Raw genomic sequence first — 19,142 nt, 5'->3', positions numbered from 1 at the left:
GATGGATTTCGAAGCTTTTTTCGCCAGCGAGTTGGACGCTGTTCGCGCTGACGGACGTTATCGGGTCTTTACCGACATCAAGCGCCATCGTGGCCGTTTCCCGCACGCCACCCGCTTCATCGAGGAAGAAACGCAGGCCGTCACCGTGTGGTGCTCGAACGACTATCTGGGCATGGGCCAGCATCCCGCCGTGCTTGAAGCGATGCATTCGTGCCTCGACGAATGCGGCGCCGGCGCGGGCGGCACGCGCAACATTTCGGGCACCAATCACTACCACGTGCTGCTGGAACAGGAACTGGCGGACCTCCACGGCAAGGAAAGCGCGCTGCTCTTCACCAGCGGCTATGTGTCGAACTGGGCAGGCCTCGGCACGCTGGCCAGCAAGATCCCGGGCTGCGTCGTATTTTCGGACGCGCTCAACCATGCATCCATGATCGAAGGCATCCGTCATTCGCGCGCGCCCTACAAGGTCTGGCGCCACAATGACGTCGAACATCTTGACGAGCTGCTGTCGCAATACGGCCCCGAGGTACCGAAGCTGGTCGCCTTCGAAAGCGTCTATTCGATGGACGGGGACATCGCACCCATCGCCGACATCCTCGATGTATGCGAAAAGCACGGCGCGATGAGCTATATCGACGAAGTCCACGCCGTCGGCCTCTACGGCCCGCGCGGCGGCGGGATCGCCGAGCGCGAAGGGCTGATGGATCGCATCACCGTGATCGAAGGCACTCTGGGCAAGGCCTTTGGCGTGATGGGCGGCTATATCGCCGCAAGCCGCAACCTCGTCGATTTCGTGCGCAGCTTCGCCAGCGGCTTCATCTTCTCGACCGCGCTGCCTCCTGCCGTCGCCGCTGGCGCTACGGCGAGCATCCGTCACCTCAAGGTCAGCAGCGTCGAGCGTGAAATGCAGCAGGAACGCGTGGCGCAGGTGCGCCGCAAGCTCGACATGATGGGCATCCCGCACCTCGACAATCCCAGCCACATCATCCCTGTGATGGTTGGCGATGCCAAGAAGTGCAAGATGATCAGCGACTGGCTGATGGACAATCACGGCATCTATGTGCAGCCGATCAATTACCCGACTGTGCCGGTAGGGACCGAGCGGCTTCGGGTTACGCCCTCGCCGGTGCACACAGATGGCGATATCGATCGCCTGATCAAGGCTCTGTCCGAGATCTGGTCGCATTGCGAACTCGCGCGGATGGCCACCGCCGCATAGCAGCCGACTACCGACGTTTCCGGTTCTCCCTTGGACGGGAGTGCTTGAGGGCGGGCACCTTGGGGGAGGTGCCCGCCTTCTTTCGTTATCGGATCAACGGTCAAGCGGAAGGAAGCGCACCGCCACCCCGCCCGAGGCAGCCAGCCGCACAGCGAAGCTCTCCCCGCCGGTGACGATCTTTTCCTCGATCACGAGGTCGTAGGGATTGCTGTCCCAATGCGCGTCCGGCCCGTCGCGGTAGATCTGCGCGCGGTATTTCTGGCCGGGTTCAAGGAACGAGAGCGGCAGCACCAGATCGCGCGCTTCTTCATCCGTCACCGCGCCAAGGAACCACTCCTTCGACTTCCTCCCCTGCCGCGCGAAGGCGACAAATTCGCCCACCTCACCCGCCAGCGCGATGCTCTCTTCCCAGTCGGCCTCGACATCCTTGATGAACTGGAAGGCGTCCATGCGCGCTTCGTAATTCTCCGGCAAGTCGGCGGCCATTTGCAGCGGCGAATAGAGCACCACGTAAAGCGCCAGCTGCTTCGCCAGCGTGGTCTGCGGGCGGTTCGCCGGATCGCCACGCGGGATATCGGCCCTTACCGGAGGGCGTTCATTGGGCCTCAGATCGAAGATGCCGGGGGTAAAGTCCATCGGCCCCGCCAGCATCCGGGTGAAGGCGAGCATCGGCACATGGCTGGGCGGATTGGGCGGCGAGCCCCAGGCGTTGAACTCCATGCCGCGCGCGCCTTCGCGGGTCATCCAGTTGGGGTAAGTCCGCCTGAGGCCCGTATCCTTGACCGGCTCGTGCGCGTTAATCGAAATCTGCCGCTCGGCCGCCGCCTTCACCACCCGCAAATGATGGCCGACCATGAACTGGCTGTCGTGCCATTCGTAGCGGCGTACGCCGTTTTCATCGACGCGCACGACATCGCCCGCATCGGCGACATAGCCGGTCTTGACCTGCGCCACGCCGACCTTGCGATAGAGATCGAAGGCGGCCTCCGTCTGGCTTTCATAGTTGCTGATATTGGCCGAGGTTTCGTGGTGCCCGATCAGCCGCACGCCCTTGGCCTGCGCATAGCGGCCCAGCTCCGCGAGGTCGAAATCAGGCATGGGCTCGGTGAAGCGGAAAAGGTCGCCATTATTGAACCAGTCGCCGTCCCAGCCGATGTTCCAGCCTTCGACCAGCACGCCGGCAAAGCCATGCTCCGCGGCGAAATCGATATAGCGCTTGGTCTCTGCGGTGGTCGCGCCGTGGATTCCGTCGCGGCCCCAGCTGCGGTCGCGGATATGCATCGCCCACCAGATTCCGACATATTTGCCCGGCTCCACCCACGACACATCGCCCAGCGCGTTGGGCTCGTTGAGGTTGAGGATGATGTCGGAATTGATCAGGCCGACCGCCTCGCGTGCGATCTGGATGGTGCGCCAGGGCGATTTGAACGGCGCGCGGGTCTTCACCTTAGGTCCGCCCTGCCAGCTGCGAAGCCGCGCCTCGAAGGTGCCTGGCCTGAGCGCGCCGAGCGACATGGCCGAGTAATCGACTAGAGCGGCCTCGTGGATCGCGAAATGCACCCCGCTCGCCTGGCGGAAGGTCGCGGGCGTATGTGCGTCATCGACCTTGCCTGCGGGCGCGGTGCGGGTAACGTATTCGTAGCGGTTGAATTCGTCGGAAGGCGTATACCACATCGTGGTCTGCTCGCCGACGGCGAACTGGGTCAGCTCCTCAACGATGGCGATATCGCCCGTCAGCGCCGCCTGCTCGGGCAATTCATAACGGAAGCCGACGCCGGTATCGAAGGCACGGAAACGGACGGTCATCTGCCGCTCCGGGCCGGTGGCGGAACGGAACGTCACCGCGAGCTCGTTGTGCTGGTCGCGCACCAGCCAGCGTTCGCCCCAAGGTTGCTCCCAGGTGCTGTCCTTGCTCGCGCGGGTTGATCCGGCAATGGCAAGGTCCCGCTCGAAGCCGTGGTGATCGGCAAACAGCATCCCGAGACGCGAGGGCGCGATCACCTCTTCACCTTCGAAGCTGACGGCATAGGTCGCCTGTCCGCCATCATCGCTGACCGTGACGGTGATCTTTCCATCGGGTGAGGCGAGCGTCAGGCTTTCCGCATGGGCGGGCGCTGCCGCCCCCATGGCCGCCCATGCGATCGCCGCGAGCGCGACCAGTGGTTTCCAGTGCTTCGTCATGCGTGCCTCTCCCGCGCCTTGATGCGGCGCCTCACTTGGTCTCTGCGAAAATCCTGTAGCCCCAGGCGGGCAGCTCGAGCGTCTCGCCGCCAGCGAAGCGCGCGGGCGTGCCGCTCAAGGCATCGGCATAGGTGCCGTGGTGACGCGCCTTGTCGAAGGTCACGCTGTGCGGCCGCGGCGAAAGGTTGAACACGGCGAACACCCGGCCACCCTTCTCCCCTCGCGTGAAAGCATAGACATCGGCGGTATCGCTGGTCGGCACCTCGATCATCGGTGCGCCGAAGCGCCCGTTATGGAGCGCGGGGCTTGCGGTCTTCAGCGCGATCAGCTTGCGCAGCAACGCATCATAGCGCCCTTCGCGCCAGGTAATAGGATCGCGCTCGAAGAAAGCCAGCTGACGGTCGTTGTCCGCCTCCTGTCCATTGTAAATGAGCGGCAGGCCAGCGCCCATGAAAGACAGCGCAATAGCCGCCTCGTAGGCCGGGCCGTAGATGTCGCTCGCCACCCCGTCCCACGAATTCTGGTCGTGGTTGTCGGTATAGACCATGCGCATCGCCGCGTGCGGCCAGGTTTCTGCCTGTCCGGCGTAATAGCCGCGCATCGGCCCGGCGCCCTCGCCGCTTGTGACAAGGCGCTGCATCGCCTCTTTCCATCCCCAGCCATAGGTCGCATCGAAGGCGCGGTGGTGCAGATCGCGCTGCTCCCATTCAGCGAGCATGAAGACCGGCTTCACCTCGCCGAGCTCGGCGCGCGCGGTTTCCCAGAAGTCGGTTGGTACATAGCCCGCCACGTCGCAGCGGAAGCCATCGATCCCGTATTCGCGCACCCAGTAGACGAGGCTTTCGGTCATGTAGCGGCGCAAGGCGGGCTGGCTGTAATCGAAATCCGCGACATCCGACCAGTCGGTGCCTTGCGGGCTCATCAGCGCGCCGTCGGGGGTGCGGGTGTACCATTCCGGGTGGCTGAGGGTCAGCGGATTGTCAGTGGCCGAATGGTTGGCGACCCAGTCGAGGATCACCTTGAGTCCCAGCCGGTGCGCCTCCTCGACAAAGTCGCGGAATTCGGCTTCGGTGCCGAGCTCCGGATTGACCGCGCGGTAGTCGCGCACAGCGTAAGGGCTGCCAAGGCTTCCCTTGCGATTGGCCTCTCCGATGGGATGAATCGGCATCAGCCAGATGATATCGACGCCCATGGCGGCGAGGCGCGGCAGCTGCTTTTGCGCGGCGGCAAAGGTGCCTTCGCTGGTAAACTGGCGGGTGTTGAGCTGGTAGAGCACCGCGTCCGCCGTCCATGGGGCGTTCTCCACCTGCACCATCTCGCGCGGGGCGTAGTCCGGTTCGGCCAGCACCGGGGCCGCGCCCAGCGTGCTCGCCAGCAGGACAAGGGCGAGACGCATCACGCCTCACCCGCCCGTAGTGGCGAAACGCCCGCAGCCTCGCCATCACTCACGAACAGGGTCGCCGCCGCCGCCAGAACGAAGCTCACCGCCGCGATGCCCATGGCGTAGATCGGCGCGCCGCCAAACAGGTTGGTGACGAGAAAGCCCAGCACCGTCGCGGCGAGCAGCTGCGGCACGACGATGAAAATGTTGAACACCCCCATGTAGATGCCCATTTTTTCCGCCGGCACGCAGCCTGCCAGAATCGCATAGGGCAGCGAGACGATCGAGGCCCAGGCGATGCCGACCCCGATCATCGACACCCACAGTAGCGCCGGATCGCGGATCAGCAGCATGGACGCGAAACCCGCTGCGCCGAGGGTCAGGTTGATGGCATGCAACCGCCGACGGTCGATCCGCGCGGCGATAAGGATGAAGCCGAGCGCCGCCGCCGCTGCAAGCCCGTTCCGCACCGACCCCAGCAGACTCCACCAGTCAGCCGCATCCTGATAGCCCCGGGTGGCGGGATCAGGGGCGGTGAAATGGTACTCGGCGACGGCAGGCGTGCCGTAGATCCACATCGCAAACATCGCGAACCAGCTGAAGAACTGCACCACGGCGAGCTGACGCATGGTTCTGGGCATGGCGAAAAGATCGCTCACTACCTCCATGAAACCGCTGTCATTGCGCCCTTGCCCGCGCAGGACACTCGCGACAAGCTGAATGATACCGAAACCGCCAAGCAGGGCGGCGAGCACGAAAAGCTCCTTGGAGATGGCAATATTGCCCAAAATGGCGGGGCGAGCCTCGCTGCGGGCGACAGCAACGAAGAACGCAAACACCAGCCCGGCGATAACCCAGGCAAGCCCGCCTCGGGCAAACTGCGCCGCACTGCGCCGGAGCGGAGCGGAGGCGTGTTCGCCAAGGCCGAGTTCGCCGCGTCGTGCCGCCTCGAAGCGCGCCATTTCCTCGGGAGAATATTCCCTGGTCGTGAACACCGTCCAGCATACCGCCGCCAGCAACGCCGCTGCGCCGATATAGAACGCCCAGCGCACTGTCTCGGGAATATCGCCCGCAGGCGCGACATTGCTGAGTCCCAGCCAATTCGTCATCATCCATGGAAGCGCGCCCGCCACCACGGCGCCCACACCGATAAAGAAGCTCTGCATCGCATAGCCAATGGTCCGCTGGCGATCGGGCAGATTGTCGCCGACGAAGGCGCGGAACGGTTCCATCGTGATGTTGAGCGAGGCATCCATGATCCACAATATCCCTGCCGCCACCCACAGCGCGGGCGAATTGGGCATCACGAACAATGCGAGGCTGGCGAGCAACGCGCCGACGAGGAAATAGGGCCGCCGCCGGCCGAAGCGCCCCCACGTCTTGTCTGAAAGGTGGCCGATGATCGGCTGCACGATCAGGCCGGTCATGGGGGCTGCGATCCAGAGAATGGCGAGTTCGTCGACCTCGGCGCCGAGGGTCTGGAAGATGCGGCTGACATTGCCGTTCTGCAGGTCGAAACCGATCTGGATTCCGAGAAACCCGAAGCTCATGTTCCAGATCTGGCCTGCGCTCAGCGCAGGCTTGTGGCCGGCTTGCGTCATGATTGTCTTGCCCTCTCCCCCGCTTCTCACCCATGCTCGGATGACGCGGCATCGCACAAGTTGTAGCCTGTCCGCTCTTCCCGCCAGACTTCGCGCCACAACCCCGTGATGACAGTCTGAAGCTCCTGCAAAAATTTGCAAGAAACTTTACAAATTTCTCCCGTGAATTTCGCGAAGGTCGTCGGATTATGACTATATATCTCTTTTTTTCATAATCTTAAAATCAAGCCCTCCCCTTGCGCCGCGCTGCTACAAAGATTTGCAAAAATCCCGACATGGTGTCAGAAGCCCTCTCGGAGGGAGTTGGGTCATGACGCGAATCTTCGTGAGCCTCGCGGCTGCTCTGTGCGCCAGCTCGGCAATCGCGAGCGGTCCGGCATCGCCGGCAGCTGACATTGCCGCAAGGGCGCCGGAGGACGAAATCATCTATTTCGTCTTGCCCGACCGCTTCGCAAACGGCGATCCGGCCAATGACCGCGGCGGGATCAGGGGCGACCGGCTGCGACACGGTTTCGATCCCACCCACAAGGGCTTCTACCATGGCGGCGATCTCAGGGGGCTCACCGCAAAGCTCGACTATATCCAGGGCATGGGCGTCACCGCGATCTGGTTCGCGCCGATCTTCAAGAACAAGCCGGTACAGGGCAAGCCGGGCGAGGAAAGCGCCGGCTATCACGGTTACTGGGTAACGGATTTCACCAGCGTCGATCCGCATTTCGGCACCAATGCCGAATTCAAGGCCTTCGTCGATGCTGCCCATTCGCGCGGGATGAAGGTCTATATGGACATCATCACCAACCACACCGCCGACGTGATCGACTATGCGGAGGGCGAGGCCACGGGCTATGCCTATCGGTTCAAGGGCGAATACCCCTTCTCGCGCCGGGGCGGCCCCGATGGCGCGTCGATCAACCAAGGGTTCACAGGCGACGACAACCCCGACCCTGCCAACTGGGAAAAGCTGACCGATCCGACCTTTGCCTACACCCCGCAGGTCGCTGATGCGGAAAAGAACGTGAAGGTGCCAGCCTGGCTCAACGACGTCACGCTCTACCACAACCGCGGCAATTCGCACTGGATAGGCGAAAGCAGCGTCTACGGCGACTTTTCGGGGCTTGACGATCTGGCGACCGAGAATCCGCGCGTCGTGGCGGGGATGATCGAAATCTTCGGCGCATGGATCGACGATTACGGCATCGACGGCTTCCGCATCGACACCGCGAAGCATGTGAACCCCGAATTCTGGCAGGCCTTCGTCCCCGCCATGCTGGAGCGCGCCAAGGCCAAAGGGATCGACCATTTCCACATCTTCGGCGAGATCGCCTATGAGGAGCCGACCGCTACGCTCGCCGCGCAGGTCATGGCGGAAAGCGGCCTACCCTATGCGCTCGACATGGGTTTTGCGAAAGCCGCGCAATTGGTGGCGAGCGGCAAGGCGCCCCCGCGCCTGATGGCAGAATTCCTCCAGCAGGACGCGATCTATCCGGGCGGGGCCAGGACCGCGCTCGGCCTGCCGACTTTCCTGGGCAACCACGATTTCGGCCGCTTTGCCATGTTCGTGGCGCAGATGAGCGCAACGCAGGACGAGGACGAATTGCTCGCACGCGTCAGCCTCGGCCATGCGCTGATGTTCCTGCTGCGCGGCGTGCCGACAGTCTATTACGGTGACGAACAGGGCTTCATATCCGACGGCAATGACCAGCTCGCGCGCGAAGACATGTTTCCGAGCAAGGTCACGGTCTACAACGACAACCGCCTGATCGGCACCCGCGCCACCACCGCCGAGAACAATTTCGACACCGCCCATCCACTCTATCGCCTGATCGCCGATCTCGCCAAGGCACGCATGGCCAGTCCGGCGCTTCGGCGCGGGCTGACCGAAGTACGCGCCTTCGAGGAAGCGGCGCCCGGCTTGCTTGCCGTCGAGCGCCACGATCCCGCCAGCGGACAGCGCGTGTTATTGGCCTTCAACACCGGCGCATCGGCGCTTTCGCGAAATATCGAGGTAAGCTACCGCGCCACCGGCGTGACACCGCTGGTGAAGGGTTGCCAGGCAATCCTCGCTGCGCCCGGCACGCTGCGCATCGCGCTGGAGCCGTTCGGCTTTGCCGCCTGCATTCTGGAGACCGACGACTAATGGCAACCGCTCTTGCCACAACCACCTCTGCCGCCACCCACCCGCTGGCGTGGTGGCGCGGCGCGGTCATCTACCAGATCTACCCGCGCTCCTTCCGTGACACCAACGGCGACGGTATCGGTGACCTTGCGGGGATTGCCGAGGGGCTCGACTACATCGCCGGTCTCGGTGTCGACGGGATCTGGATCTCGCCTTTCTTCACCTCGCCGATGCGCGATTTCGGATATGATGTGGCCGATTATTGCGGGATCGACCCGAGCTTCGGCTGCTTCGCGGATTTCGACCGGATCATCGAAAAGGCCCACGGGCTGGGCCTCAAGGTAATCATCGACCAGGTCTATTCGCATACCTCGGACGAGCACGCCTGGTTCCGGGAAAGCCGGCAGGATCGCACCAATCCCAAGGCCGACTGGTATGTCTGGGCCGACCCGAAGCCGGACGGCTCGCCGCCGTCGAACTGGCAATCGGTGTTCGGCGGCTCGGCATGGCAGTGGGACGGACCGAGGAAGCAGTATTACCTGCACAATTTCCTGACCTCACAGCCCGATCTCAACGTCCACAATCCCGACGTGCAGGAAGCACTGCTGGATGTCGCGCGGTTCTGGCTGGAGCGGGGCGTCGACGGGTTCCGGCTCGATGCCCTGAACTTCTCGATGCACGACCCCGAACTGCGCGACAATCCGCCCTCGGACCTGCCGATGGAGCTGGTTACGCGGCCCTTCGACATGCAAATCAAGCGCTACAACCAGTCGCACCCCGACATCACCGCCTTCCTCGAGCGCATCCGCCAGACCATCGACGAGTTCCCGGGCCGCTTTACCGTCGCCGAAGTCGGCGGGCCGGAGCCGCTAGCGGAAATGAAGGCCTTCACGGCTGGAGGCAAGCGGCTGGATTCGGCTTACAATTTCGATTTCCTCTACGCTCCGCGCATCACCGCGCCGCTGGTGCGCGCCTCGCTCTCGCAATGGAGTGGGGAGCCAGGCGAGGGCTGGCCTTCCTGGGCTTTTTCCAACCACGATGCACCGCGCGCGGTCACCCGCTGGACGCTGGGCGGCGACATGGCACGCATGGCACGGCTCAACATGCTGCTGCTGCTGGCGCTGCGCGGTAATCCGATCATCTATCAGGGCGAGGAACTGGGCCTCCCGCAGGGCGAGGTCGCCTTCGAGGACCTGCTCGATCCCGAAGCCATCGCCAACTGGCCGCACACGCTCGGCCGCGACGGCGCGCGCACCCCGATGCCATGGCAGGCACTTGCGCCCCAGGCAGGATTTTCGAGCGCCAACCGCACATGGCTCAAGCGTGATCCTGCCCATGCCGAACTTGCTGTCGACCGGCAGACCGAGGACCCGCGTTCGACCTTGCGCTATACCCGCAAACTGTTGCGGCTCCGCAAGCAGCATCCGGCGCTGGTCTGCGGCGACATGACGCTGCTCGATACGCCCGAGGCGATCGTAGCCTTCGTGCGCCACGAGGGCGAGAGCGCGGTGCTGTGCGCCTTCAACCTCAGCGATGAGGCGCTGGACTGGACCCCGCCCGAGGATTTCGTCGATGCTTGCCTGCTGGCCAGCGAAAGCGACGTGGACGAGCCTGCCAAACCGCCCATGGTGCTTGCGCCCGGTTCGGGTTATTGGGCCGCGAGCAAAGCGGAGCAAGCCTGACAATGAACGCCAATCGTCCTGCATCGCGGCGCAGCGCCACGCTGGAGGATATTGCGCTCGAAGCCGGGGTCTCGGTCTCCACCGTCAGCCGCGCCTTGAACGACAGCCCCTCGGTCAAGCGCCGCACCAAGCAGCAGATCTGGCAGATCGCGCGGGCGCATGATTACGAATTTCGCGCCTCGATGCCTGCCGGGCCAAGCGGTGCGGATGCCACCATTGCGGTGGTCGTGCCTGCCCCGCAGGCGCGCGAGAGCCGCGTCGCGGACCCCTTCTTCCTCGAGCTTCTCGCCGGGATCGCGGAGGCCGCGCGCGAGCGCAACGCCGATCTCATCATCAGCCATCTTACCCCGCGTGCCGGAGAGGATCTGGACTACGCCATGAGCACCAGCCGTGCGACCGGCGTGATCTTCATCGGGCAGAGCTCGCTGCATCATGCCTTCAATACCCTGGCCGCGCGTGACAATCGCTTTGTCGTCTGGGGCGCTGAGTTTCCCGATGCGCAGTATTGCTCGGTCGGATCGGATAACGTGGCAGGCGGGCGCAGGGCCACATCGCATCTGGTGCGTCTCGGACGCCGTCGGATCCTCTTCCTTGGCGATACAGAGGCTCCCGAAGCGGAACAACGCTCGCGCGGGTATCGACAGGCGCTGACACAGGCCGGGATTACCGTGGACGAGACCCTCATCGTTCCCGCCCATTTCGAGGTGCACTCGGCCGAGGCCGCTGCTCGCAGCGCGATTGCCCGCGGGCTCGAATTTGACGCGGTCTTTGCCGCCAGCGACCTTATCGCGATCGGCGCGATTCGTGCGCTGACCCGTTCCGGAATGAGCGTGCCGGGTGATGTGTCGGTGGTCGGGTATGACAATATCCCCGCCGCGCGGCTCGTTACTCCGCAGCTTACCACTATCGATCAGGACGCAAATCTTGCAGGGCGGATGCTGGTGTCCAAGCTGATCGACCGCGGCGATGGTCCGGCGATTTCCGAACGGCTTGAAACCAGCCTCATGATCAGGGAAAGCTGCGGCGGCTAGCGTGACGATCGAAGCCAGTTCTCCCCCTGCCCCGCTCAAACGCATCGTCATCGTCGGCGGCGGCAGCGCAGGCTGGATGACGGCCGCGGCGCTGGCCGAGGCGGTGGGGCGGGACTGCTCCATCACCCTGATCGAAAGCGAGGCGATCGGCACGGTCGGCGTGGGCGAGGCGACGATCCCGCCGATCCGCCACTTCAACCGCCGGCTGGGGATCGACGAAGCGACCTTCGTGCGCGAGACGCAGGGGAGCTACAAACTCGGCATCGAATTCGTCGACTGGGGACGCAAGGGACATCGCTACTTTCATCCCTTCGGCCAGTATGGTGCTGAATTCGATAGTGTTCCCTTCTATCATCACTGGATGCGGGAGAGCCTGGCCGGGCGTGTTGACGGGCCAATCGACGATTTCGCGATGTGCTGGGCGATGGCGAAGGCGGGCAAGTTCGCGCACCCTTCTACCAACCGGCGGCTGATCCAGTCGACTTTCGACTATGCCTATCACTTCGACGCCGGGCTCTATGCCGCCTTCCTGCGGCGCTTTGCCGAGGCCCGCGGTGTTGTGCGCAAGGAGGGGCGCGTCGCGGACGTTGCCTTACGCGGGCAGGACGGGTTCATCGAGAGTGTCACGCTCGAGGGTGGGGAGCGCATTGATGGTCAATTCTTCATAGATTGCAGCGGTTTCCGGGGCCTTCTGATCGAAGAGGCACTGGCGGCGGGCTACGACAACTGGCAGCATTGGCTCCCCTGTGACCGGGCCGTTGCCGCGCCCTGCGAAAGCGGGGAATTCACTCCCTATACCCGCTCCACCGCGAAGGAGGCGGGCTGGCAGTGGCGTATCCCGCTCCAGCACCGCACCGGCAACGGCTATGTCCATTGCAGCGAATTCCTGTCGGAGGACGAGGCGAGCACGGAGTTGCTTTCAACCCTCGACGGCAAACCGCTCGCCGATCCGCGCACCCTGCGCTTTGTCACCGGCAAGCGGCGGGAATTCTGGAAGAAGAACTGCGTTGCGATCGGGCTTTCGGCAGGCTTCATGGAGCCGCTGGAATCGACCTCCCTCCACCTCATCCAATATGGCATCCTGCGGCTCATCGCACTGCTGCCCGACAGCGCGATGTCACCCTTGCTGGCACGCGAATATAATGCCCAGACTTCAAGGGAATACGAGCTGATCCGGGACTTCCTGATCCTCCACTACAAGGCCTCGACGCGGGACGATTCCGCGCTCTGGCGCTATTGCGCCGCCATGCCGATCCCCGACAGCCTGCAATACAAGATCGACCATTTCCGAGCGCACGGGACGCTGGTTTCCGATCCGGGCGAACTGTTCGCCAATCCCAGCTGGATCGCGGTCTATCTCGGCCAGGGGATCGTGCCGCGGCGCGCTCCGGCGCTGGCGGCGATGCGCAGCGGTGTGCCTGTAGCAGAACGGCTGGCGCAGATCCGCCAGGCGATGGACGAGGCGGTGGCGGCCATGCCGACCCATCGCGAATTCATCGCCCGCCACTGTGCCGCTCCGATCCCTGCCGCCTGAGAGTGTTTCACGTGGAACAGCGCCGATAGAGGGGGGCGAAGGGGGGTCTGACACGGGTCTAACCCGCCGTGATGCGGCGCAAAACCAGCGCAAACCCCCTGTAACCTGCCACCTTGCCGCCCAAAGGAAAGGGCCCGCCGTTTCCGGCGAGCCCTTCCTGCAACCCTGGTACGACCCGAGGGCGCGGGACGTCAGAAGTTCTTGCGGATCGTGAAGTTGAACGTCCGGCCATACAGCTCGTGGCGGCTCGGGAAGGCCCCGATGTTGTTGCCACCCGCATCGAACAGGTCGTTCTCGGTCACGAAAGGCGCGTTGGTCAGGTTGAACACCTCGACCAGCACGCCCAGCCCGTTGAGGAAGCTGCCGGGCCGGTCGAAGGTGTAGCCGATCTGCGCGTCGAGAATGGTTTCCGGCTGCGCATTGGCACCCGACAACGACCCGTCGAAGTTCTGCACTTCCGACAGGAAGCCGCTGCGGTAACGGGCCGCCAGCTTGGCGCGGAAGCCGTTCTTCTCGTAGAAGATGTCGCCCGACCAGGTGAGATCGGAATAGCCCGGGATCGGCAGCGGGTTGAAGTTCTGGTTCTGCACCTCGGCATCGGCATAGGTGATCGAATAGAACCCGCCGAACCCGTCGAGCGCGCTGGTCAGGTCGCCGAAGTTGACCCGGACCGTGCCTTCGATACCGGTGATGCTGCCATCAGCGAAGTTGACCGGACCGCTGAAAACACCGGTGGCGAGTTCGGGCGCGGTGTTCAGAATGCCACCGAAGCCCGAATTCACGATCGGCTGCGTCAGATCGATCAGCTCGTTGAAGTCGATGATCCAGTCCGACAGGTCCTTGTGGAAGGCGGCGACGATGATCGCCGAGCCGGGCGAGAAATACTTCTCGAAGGAGATATCGTAGGCGGTCGAGCTGTAGGGCTGCAGGAACGGGTTGCCGCCGCTCAGGTTGAAGCACACCAGCTGTGGCGGGTTGAACCCGATCACCGTGTCCGGGAACTGGTCGCCGTCGGTGTCGGTGCAGCTCAGCGGGTTGAAGTTGATGTTCTGGTTCGCGGTCATCTGGTCGAGCCGCGAGCGGGTGATGGTCTTGGCCGCGGCAAGACGGATAAAGGTGTCGGGCATGATCTCGAAGGAGAGGTTCATGCTCGGCAGCCAGTTGTCGTAGCTGGTGCCGACGGTGTTGGTCAGCCCGCCGCCGATCGTGCCGGTCGATTCCTGCGAGGTGTCGGCATAGCGCAGACCGATATTGCCGCGCACCGGGACCGGGCCGAGATCGCCGTCGATATTGGCCTGGATGTAGAAGTTGTGAACCTGCTCCTCGACGATCCACTGGGTATCGAAGGTGGCCTTCTCGACCAGATAGGTGCCATCGGTCAGGAAGCGCGAGGGATCATAGGCCAGAATGTCGTTGTTGAGGCTCTTGGTGTTGGTCGCCCCGACAATCGAGCCGGTCGGAACCGCCAGCCCGTCACCGAAAGCGGCGGTCGGACGCAGGAAGCTCTCGTTGGAATCGAAGTTCTTGGAACGGTCCGTGTAAAGCCAGCCCACCACGATGGAATCGATGATACCGCCGTCGAATTCCCAATAGGCCTCGGCACGCAGCTGGTGCAGCTCGTCCTCGATGATCGGCTGCTTGATGAAGCCGACCTGGCCCCACCCGCCCGGATCGGTCAGCAGCACGTTGGCCGGATCGGTGTAATCCAGCAGGCCATCGATGCTGTACTGTCCGTCGGGAGCGAAGTTGAAGGTCAGCGTGTCCTGCGCGCCCGAACGCGCGCGGCCGGTGCCGGCGTAGCTTTCATAGTCGATGTCGTTGCGATCAAGCGTCGAATAGCCGTAGTCGAGGACGAAGCCGAGATTGTCGGTCGCCTTCCATTCCATGTTGCCGCCGATTGCGAAGATTTCGGATTTGCTGCCCTCGGTATCGGTGCGCAGGATCGGCACCACCGCCGAATAGGTAGCGCTGTCCGCGAAAGGACCGCTGCCGGTTGCGCCTTCGAACTGGGCACCGCTCCACGAGGCGATCGGGGTTTCGGTACCACGGAAGATGCCTGAGTCCTGCGTGTCGGTGTAGAAGCCGTCGATGTTGAGCGAGAAGCTGTCGCTCGGTTCGAACTGCAGGGTGCCGGCAATCGAGGTACGCTCGAAATTGCGGCTCACGACGCCCTGGCGCGGGTTGTCGGCGGGATAGATGACCCCGTCGGCAGTGCGCGCGACCTGGAACTGGTTGGTCTTGAGCTCGCGGCTGATGAACTGGGTCGGAATCGACTGGATCGTGGCACCCAGCGACCAACCGAGCGTGCCGGCTTCGTTCTGGTCGATATAGGATGCGAAGAAACGGTAGCCGTCATCCGAAAAATCGGGGTTGAGCGAGCCGTTGTCGTTGATGGTGTAGGTGGCCTGCGCGGTGATCTGGCGATCCTTGTAGTCGAGCGGCTTGATCGTGCGCAGATCGACCGCGCCGGCAATACCGATGGCGGCCAGTTGCGCATCGCCGGTCTTGTAGACAACGCCCGAGCCGATCAGTTCGGACGGGAACTGGTCGAACTCGATCCCGCGGTTGTTGCCTGCCGAAACCACTTCGCGGCCGTTGAGCAGCGCGAGGGAGAAGTCGGGGCCGAGGCCGCGGATCGAAATCTGCTGCGAACGGCCGCGCACGCGCTGGGCGGTAACGCCCGGCAGGCGCGCGAGGGTATCGGCAATCGAGAGGTCGGGCAGCAGGCCGATGTCTTCCGCCGCGATCACCTCGACGATCGAGGTGGCGTTGCGCTTGGCATCGAGCGAGGTCTGGATCGAGCTGCGGATCCCGGTGACGATGATCGCATTGTCTTCGCCTTCGGCGGTGGTGACAGCCTGTTCCTCGGCATCCTGCGCGAGCACGGGTGCGCCGGTCGCGGTCAGCGCCAGAAAGGTCGCGGCCCCGCTCAGCAGGCGCGCGCTCATAGTGATCCCGTTGGTCTTCATCGAAACTCCCCTCCCGCAAGCAACATCATGCGTGTGCTTTTGCAGATTTTTTCATAGCGCAATCACAGGCACAGGTAAATTGCCATTCGCACTTTGCCGGCCGAGGCAGGCTGATTTTCTTATTATTGTTTTATTTCATTAGTTTGAGCAGAACCTTTGCGCCCGAGTGACGTCCCCTTCGGCAAGCTTTCAACAATTTGTTGCCGGATTGTCACAGTCTTGAGAGCAGCCGTGTCCTCGTCGCCCGATCGAGGCCGGAAGGCAATGACGCCGTCGCACCAAGGCGGCAGGATGGCGTGGTTTATAGCACTGTTATTTCTACATTACCTTATATTCCTTGGCCCACTTGAGGCGCTCTGATAGGCTTGCCTCCATGGCGAAAGCGCACACATTGGCCCCGGATCCGGCAGCACCCGGATGGCAGATTGCCCCGGAAGACGCGCGCATCACGCATTTCTCCTCGCAAAACCACAGGCTTGTGGCAGTCCACGGACTTCTGGAGAACGCTTCCCATGCCGTCTCCCAAGCTTTTTTGCAAAAATTTGCAAGAATCACGCCGCAATATCCCGGCGTGCGCGCGCCGCTCGCTCCCGAGGTTTGCGCCGCATGGCTCGGCCGGCTTGGCCCGTTGCTCGCTCGATGGTTCGATGCGCCCGGCACGGTCTGGGAAATGCAGGCGTGGTATTCGCTCGTCACCACCCCGCCCGCAGGTCTCGCGCCGATCCAGCGCCTGCCCCATGTCGACGGCACCGATCCGCGCCAGATCGCGATGATGCTCTACCTCCACCGGACCGGGCACGGCGGCACGGCCTTCTTCCGCCACCGTTCGACCGGGCTGGAGGCGCTGACGCAGGCGGACTACCCGCGCTATGCCGCCGCCTTGCAAGCCGACGTGGCGCGTACCGGCCTGCCGCCCGCGGCCTATACCACCGACGGCGCCCCCCACTTCGAGCGCATCCACGCGGTGCCGGGCCATTTCAACAGCGCCGTATTCTATCGCGGCAACATCCTGCATAGCGGGGTGATCGACAATGACACACCGTTGAGCGCAGACCCGCACGAGGGGCGGCTGACGATCAACGCCTTCTTCCGTCCGGCGGAATGAAGGGCACGACGGGGACGAGGATGACAGGCGAAGGATCGGTGCAGAAGCTGGTGATCGTCGGCGGGGGCACCGCAGGCTGGATTACCGCGGCAGCCTTTGCCCGGCTGCTGGGCGGACGGCTCGACATCGAACTGGTCGAATCCGAAACCATCGGCACGGTCGGCGTGGGCGAGGCAACGATCCCGCAGATCATCCGCCTCAACGCGATCCTCGGCATCGACGAGAACGAATTTCTCAAGGCCACTTCGGGCACTTTCAAGCTGGGGATCGAGTTCGTCGACTGGGGGCAGAAGGGCAGCAGGTATCTCCACACCTTCGGGGATACGGGGATGAACCTCGGCAATGTCGCCTTCCACCATTACTGGCGGCGCAGCATGGGGGCGGGCGGCAACCCCAAGGGGCTGTGGAACTACTCGCTCCACCAGCGCGCCGCCGACGAGGCGCGCTTCGGCAAGCTCGACCGGGTCGGCAACACCGCCATGACGGGGCTGGCCTATGCCTATCATTTCGACGCCAGCCGCTATGCCCTGTTCCTGCGCGCCTATGCCGAAGGACGCGGCGTCACCCGCACCGAGGGTATCGTCGAGCGCGTCGAGCGCGATGGCGAGAGTGGCGACATTACCGCCATTGTGCTCAAGGGCGGGGAGCGCGTCGCGGGCGATTTCTTCATCGACTGCACCGGCTTCCGCTCGCTGCTGCTCGGCGGGGAGCTGGGGGTCGGTTATCAGGACTGGTCGAAGTGGCTCCCCTGCGACCGCGCGCTGGCCGTGCCGAGCGAGCGGCTGGAGACCCTTGTCCCCTATACCCGCGCCACCGCGAAGGACGCAGGCTGGCAGTGGCGCATCCCGCTCCAGCATCGCACCGGCAACGGGCATGTCTATTCCTCAGGCTTCACCACCGATGCCGCCGCCGCCGATACGCTGCTGGACGGGCTCGATACAAAGGCGCTGGGCGATCCGCGCCCGATCCGCTTCACCACCGGACGGCGCGAGGCGTTCTGGGCGCACAACTGCGCCGCGATCGGCCTGTCGAGCGGCTTCCTCGAACCGCTCGAATCAACCTCGATCCACCTGATCCAGTCGCATGTCAGCCGGCTGATCCAGCTCTTCCCGCGCTCCGCCAACGCCGCGGCAATGCGCGCCGAATACAACCGCAGATGCGCCGCCGAATTCGCGCAGATCCGGGACTTTCTCATTCTCCACTACCACCGCACCGATCGCGAGGACACGGAGTTCTGGCGGTACTGCAAGCACATGAGCGTCCCCGACAGCCTGACCCACAAGCTGGAGCTGTTCGCCGCCTCGGGCCGGGTGGGACGCGACACCGACGATCTTTTCCGCGATGCCAGCTGGGTGCAGGTAATGCTGGGTCAGGGCATCATGCCCGCCGATTACGATCCGATGGCCGACCAGATCGACGATGCCCAGCTGACCGGTTTCCTCGAAAGCCTGCGCGCCATCATCGAACGCAGCGTGGCAGGGCTGCCGCGCCACGAAGACTATCTGGCCCGCCATTGCCCCGCCGAAAAGCTGAATGCCGCAGCCTGAAAGCAGCGGGGGCGAGCGCCCACGAAAAAGGGCGGCCCGGTTGTCCGAGCCGCCCCCTTCGATTTCAGCAAGCCTAAACCCGTGCGCTTACTTGGTCTGGCTGTCGAGATAGGCCACCAGGTTGGCGCGGTCCTGATCGTTCTTGATGCCCGGGAAGGCCATCTTGGTGCCCGGCATGAAGCCCTTGGGATCCTTGAGGTACTCGAACAGCACGTCGGTGGTCCAGGTCACGCCGCTGTTCTTGTTGGCTTCCGAGTAGTTGAACCCGGCGACCGAGCCCGACTTGCGGCCGACGATGTTGTAGAGCGACGGGCCGACGCGGTTCACGCCTTCCTCGAGCACGTGGCACGAACGGCACAGCGCGAAAGTCTTTTCACCCTTGGCCGGATCGCCGGTCAGGCCGGCGAGCTGGAGACCGGCACCGGCAGCAGCGGTTTCGGTCGCCGCAGCATCGGTCGCCTCGGTGGCTTCGGTCGCCTCGGCTTCAGCCGGAGCAGCTTCTTCGGCAGCCGGAGCAGCCGCGGTTTCTTCGGCCGCCGGGGCCGGGGTTTCGTCCGCCGCACCGCCGCCGCAAGCCGAAAGAGTCATCAGGCCCGCCAGCGCGGCCGCACCCATCAGGAAATTACGCTTCATGGTCGTTTTGTCCTCTGAACAATTATGTCCTCCCGTGTCCGCGGGCCGACATAACTTAGTTTTCCCGGCATGGAAAGCAGGACTTCGGCATGCCTTCAGACCCTGCCCCTCCCGTCGCCGTAGCGTTCCAACGCATGAAT

General features: G+C 63.8%; 12 protein-coding genes. 7 read left to right on the top strand and 5 right to left on the bottom strand.

The features are described from left to right. Position 1 precedes the first annotated feature (1 nt). Positions 2-1,222 carry a 5-aminolevulinate synthase gene (hemA, locus tag I603_RS11715; protein WP_068865267.1) on the top strand — a complete coding sequence of 407 codons (1,221 nt, stop codon included), beginning with the start codon at positions 2-4 and terminating at the stop codon, positions 1,220-1,222. A 93-nt stretch (positions 1,223-1,315) separates the two neighbouring features. Here the strand turns inward: hemA and I603_RS11710 are convergent, their stop codons facing one another. The 3 genes from I603_RS11710 to I603_RS11700 are packed head-to-tail and all read right to left on the bottom strand — an operon-like array spanning position 1,316 to position 6,385. Beyond that, positions 1,316-3,403 carry a glycoside hydrolase family 97 protein gene (locus I603_RS11710; protein WP_084440076.1) on the bottom strand — a complete coding sequence of 696 codons (2,088 nt, stop codon included), beginning with the start codon at positions 3,401-3,403 and terminating at the stop codon, positions 1,316-1,318. A gap of 31 nt (positions 3,404-3,434) precedes the next feature. Next, a complete protein-coding gene (locus I603_RS11705; protein ID WP_068865262.1) occupies positions 3,435-4,799 on the bottom strand; it encodes an alpha-amylase family glycosyl hydrolase in 1,365 nt (454 codons plus the stop codon). Further along, the gene (locus I603_RS11700) at positions 4,799-6,385 is read right to left on the bottom strand and encodes an MFS transporter (protein ID WP_068865260.1); all 1,587 of its coding nucleotides are present in this window, start codon (positions 6,383-6,385) and stop codon (positions 4,799-4,801) included. Before I603_RS11700 ends, I603_RS11705 begins: the two co-directional genes overlap by 1 nt. 310 nt (positions 6,386-6,695) lie before the next feature. On the opposite strand from I603_RS11700, the gene I603_RS11695 reads away from it, so the two are divergent. Genes I603_RS11695 through I603_RS11680 form a run of 4 tightly spaced genes read left to right on the top strand, consistent with a single transcriptional unit; the run spans position 6,696 to position 12,748 of the window. Then, positions 6,696-8,522: an alpha-amylase family glycosyl hydrolase gene (locus I603_RS11695; RefSeq protein WP_068865258.1), complete on the top strand. Its 1,827-nt coding sequence runs from the start codon at positions 6,696-6,698 to the stop codon at positions 8,520-8,522. Continuing rightward, positions 8,522-10,183: an alpha-amylase family glycosyl hydrolase gene (locus I603_RS11690; RefSeq protein ID WP_068865257.1), complete on the top strand. Its 1,662-nt coding sequence runs from the start codon at positions 8,522-8,524 to the stop codon at positions 10,181-10,183. The genes I603_RS11695 and I603_RS11690 overlap by 1 nt, the downstream gene beginning before the upstream one ends. A gap of 2 nt (positions 10,184-10,185) precedes the next feature. Then, positions 10,186-11,214: a LacI family DNA-binding transcriptional regulator gene (locus I603_RS11685; protein ID WP_068865254.1), complete on the top strand. Its 1,029-nt coding sequence runs from the start codon at positions 10,186-10,188 to the stop codon at positions 11,212-11,214. A 1-nt stretch (position 11,215) separates the two neighbouring features. Next, positions 11,216-12,748: a tryptophan halogenase family protein gene (locus I603_RS11680; protein ID WP_267889884.1), complete on the top strand. Its 1,533-nt coding sequence runs from the start codon at positions 11,216-11,218 to the stop codon at positions 12,746-12,748. Between the two features lie 191 nt (positions 12,749-12,939). On the opposite strand, the gene I603_RS11675 is transcribed toward I603_RS11680, so the two are convergent. After that, positions 12,940-15,717 (bottom strand): TonB-dependent receptor, encoded by a 2,778-nt coding sequence (locus I603_RS11675; protein WP_068865252.1) that lies wholly within the window; start codon positions 15,715-15,717, stop codon positions 12,940-12,942. A 478-nt stretch (positions 15,718-16,195) separates the two neighbouring features. On the opposite strand from I603_RS11675, the gene I603_RS11670 reads away from it, so the two are divergent. Further along, positions 16,196-16,822, top strand: coding sequence for a DUF6445 family protein (locus I603_RS11670; RefSeq protein WP_068865498.1), 627 nt, complete (start codon positions 16,196-16,198; stop codon positions 16,820-16,822). A 20-nt stretch (positions 16,823-16,842) separates the two neighbouring features. After that, positions 16,843-18,369 (top strand): tryptophan halogenase family protein, encoded by a 1,527-nt coding sequence (locus I603_RS11665; RefSeq protein WP_068865250.1) that lies wholly within the window; start codon positions 16,843-16,845, stop codon positions 18,367-18,369. Between the two features lie 87 nt (positions 18,370-18,456). On the opposite strand, the gene I603_RS11660 is transcribed toward I603_RS11665, so the two are convergent. Beyond that, complete coding sequence (locus I603_RS11660; protein ID WP_232305369.1) at positions 18,457-19,002, bottom strand: c-type cytochrome; 546 nt, start codon at positions 19,000-19,002, stop codon at positions 18,457-18,459. Positions 19,003-19,142 lie beyond the last annotated feature (140 nt).

It is taken from the genome of Erythrobacter dokdonensis DSW-74 (assembly GCF_001677335.1).
GTDB lineage: Bacteria > Pseudomonadota > Alphaproteobacteria > Sphingomonadales > Sphingomonadaceae > Erythrobacter > Erythrobacter dokdonensis.
This window is presented reverse-complemented; position numbering and strand designations above follow the sequence as displayed.

What these genes read in the sequence shown, in the direction of transcription:
- I603_RS11685 (WP_068865254.1), top strand. Translation starts at nt 10,186, where the DNA reads ATGAACGCCAATCGTCCTGCATCGCGGCGCAGCGCCACGCTGGAGGAT.
- I603_RS11675 (WP_068865252.1), bottom strand. Translation starts at nt 15,717, where the DNA reads ATGAAGACCAACGGGATCACTATGAGCGCGCGCCTGCTGAGCGGGGCC.
- I603_RS11665 (WP_068865250.1), top strand. Translation starts at nt 16,843, where the DNA reads ATGACAGGCGAAGGATCGGTGCAGAAGCTGGTGATCGTCGGCGGGGGC.
- I603_RS11660 (WP_232305369.1), bottom strand. Translation starts at nt 19,002, where the DNA reads ATGAAGCGTAATTTCCTGATGGGTGCGGCCGCGCTGGCGGGCCTGATG.
- I603_RS11695 (WP_068865258.1), top strand. Translation starts at nt 6,696, where the DNA reads ATGACGCGAATCTTCGTGAGCCTCGCGGCTGCTCTGTGCGCCAGCTCG.
- I603_RS11710 (WP_084440076.1), bottom strand. Translation starts at nt 3,403, where the DNA reads ATGACGAAGCACTGGAAACCACTGGTCGCGCTCGCGGCGATCGCATGG.
- I603_RS11700 (WP_068865260.1), bottom strand. Translation starts at nt 6,385, where the DNA reads ATGACGCAAGCCGGCCACAAGCCTGCGCTGAGCGCAGGCCAGATCTGG.
- I603_RS11705 (WP_068865262.1), bottom strand. Translation starts at nt 4,799, where the DNA reads ATGCGTCTCGCCCTTGTCCTGCTGGCGAGCACGCTGGGCGCGGCCCCG.
- hemA (WP_068865267.1), top strand. Translation starts at nt 2, where the DNA reads ATGGATTTCGAAGCTTTTTTCGCCAGCGAGTTGGACGCTGTTCGCGCT.
- I603_RS11690 (WP_068865257.1), top strand. Translation starts at nt 8,522, where the DNA reads ATGGCAACCGCTCTTGCCACAACCACCTCTGCCGCCACCCACCCGCTG.